This window comes from Pseudovibrio sp. Ad37 (assembly GCF_001623075.1).
Lineage (GTDB): Bacteria > Pseudomonadota > Alphaproteobacteria > Rhizobiales > Stappiaceae > Pseudovibrio.
The window spans coordinates 1-2,334 of the sequence record NZ_LMCF01000077.1 but is presented as its reverse complement, the minus strand read 5'-3'; the positions used below and the strand labels follow the sequence as shown (position 1 = coordinate 2,334).

Genomic DNA, 2,334 nt, shown 5'->3' with positions numbered 1-2,334 from the left:
GGCTGCGCTCATACCATGCTCCCCGCAAAGCTGCGCAACGGGAATACCGCTTTCTCCCTGCTTCAAAATTGCAATAACCTGCGCGTCGCTAAAACGAGATTTCTTCATAAATTCAGTCCTCAATATGAGGCAACACTATCTCTACTTTTAAACTCGATCAATTTCAGGGGGGATTACCGGGATTATCCGTTCGAAGTCAGTTTGCGATATAGTTTCTATGGCGTCCAATCGCTGTTTTCTTTTAACTTCTCATAAAGAGCGGATTGTTTTTGTTGGGCTTCAGACAATTCTTGTAGTGTGAGCTTCTTCAAGACCCTATCTCTAGCACGTGCCGCTAACTCAAACCCTCTCTTGTCAGCTACCATAGAATACCAGATATATGCTTGTGAATAGTTTCTATCTATACCTACACCTTTTTCGTAGCTGTCTCCGAGAGAAAATTGTGCTCTGGCATAACCTTGCTCAGAAGCAAGTTTGTACCATTTTACTGCTTCAGCATCATCTTGTGGTGCACCTATTCCTCGGGAGAGCATGACACCGAGATTATGTTGTGCCTTGGCAACGCCCTGCTCAGCGGCGAGCCTGATCAACTTCGCAGCCTCCACATAGTCTCTTGGTACGCCTTCTCCTTTGAGGTGCATATACCCGAGATAACTCTGAGCTGCGGCATGGTCCTGCTGAGCGGCGAGCCTGTACCACTTTACTGCCTCTGCATTATTCAGTTCTACGCCTTGGCCATTGTCGTACATGACGCCGAGATAGGTTTGAGCGGCAGCATGGCCCTGCTTGGCAGCGAGCCCGTACCATTTTACAGCCTCCGCATAATCCTTTGGTATGCCACCTCCATCACCGTACGCACGCCCAAGTTTATATTGAGCTTCAGCGTCGCCTTTTTCAGCGGCTCGAACTATAGATTGAAAGTATTCACCACTGAGCTTTTGTTTGACAATGACTTCATCTTGTTGGGCTTGCGCTAAATCTTTCCGGTTGAGCTTCCTTGCGGCCAGATCTCTCGCTTTTTCCGCCTTCACAAACCCATTTGCAGCTGCAATAGAATACCAGACATATGCTGGTATATAGCTTTGAGCGACGCCGTTGCCCTTCGCATACATACCACCGTAATTATATTGCGCCCTTGTATGGCCTTGTTCGGCGGCGGACTGATACCATTCGATCGCCTCTTCATAATTTTGAGCCACGCCTTGACCGCTTTTATAAAAGTCTCCGAGGCTATTTTGGGCTTGGGCAAGGCCTTGCTCAGCAGCCAGCTTGTACCATTTCGCTGCCGCCTCATAGCTTTGAGTGACGCCTTGGCCATTCTTATACAAATCTCCGAGATAATTTTGTGCTTGCCATTGCCCTTGCTCAGCGGCGAGTTTGTACCATTCAGCTGCCTTTGCATAACTCTGAGCGACCCCTTGGCCACTGGTGTAACTGACTCCGAGATTGTACTGTGCAAAGGCGTAGCCCTGCTCAGCGGCAAGTTTGTACCATTTTGCCGCTTCCGCATAATTGCGTGGTACACCTGCACCAATGACGTACATGAACCCGAGATTATATTGCGCAATGGGATCACCTTGCTCAACAGCCAGCTTGTACCATTTCAGAGCCTCAGCAAAATCCTGCTGTACGCCTTGCGCATTTTTGTGCATGTCTCCAAGATTATTTTGGGCTGTGACATGACCTTGCTCAGCGGCGACCTTAAACCACTTTAGAGCCTCCACATAACTCTGTGGTACGCCTTGCCCGGTGAAATACATAGCGCCAAGACTATTTTGCGCATCGGCATTGCCCAGTTTAGCGGCGAGCTTGTACCATTTTAGAGCCTCTACAAGATTTTGTGGTACGCCCACTCCGTTTTCATGGATGTACCCGAGATTATATTGCGCGTCGCTGTCATCTTGCTCAACTGCGGCTCTGAACCATTTCTCCGCCTCAGTGTAACTCTGTGCTACGTTGTCTCCTTCATCATAGGCGACCCCAAGTTTATACTGCGCTGCGGCATCACCTTTTTCTGCGCTTTGAGTAATAGATTGAAAGTCTTCACTATAAGCAGGAAAAATCTCCGAAAATGACGTGGCCATAACAAAGGCCCATAAGGTTATTTTGGTAAACAGCGATGACATGCTTTTCTTCTAAATCTAATATGGAATATACAGAACATTGATTAGTAGAGGTGGTTCCGTTTATTTGGACAGGTGAGCGTCTTTTATAAGTGGATCCGCTCCGATTACGCAGCAGCTTGAGTTATGTGCTGCGGGTGGGTGCAGTAAGCCTGATCCGGGGTATTCCAGTCAAGCGATGAATGTGGGCGCTTCTGGTTATAAAAGGTGA

Annotated in this window: 2 protein-coding genes; both read right to left on the bottom strand. The window is 48.1% G+C overall.

The annotated features are described in order from the left end of the window. Window positions 1-108: transposase (locus tag PsAD37_RS28070; RefSeq protein WP_153039732.1), on the bottom strand; the 108-nt coding region annotated here is incomplete at its 3' end. A gap of 107 nt (window positions 109-215) precedes the next feature. After that, a complete protein-coding gene (locus PsAD37_RS12870; protein WP_153039738.1) occupies window positions 216-2,126 on the bottom strand; it encodes a tetratricopeptide repeat protein in 1,911 nt (636 codons plus the stop codon). Window positions 2,127-2,334 lie beyond the last annotated feature (208 nt).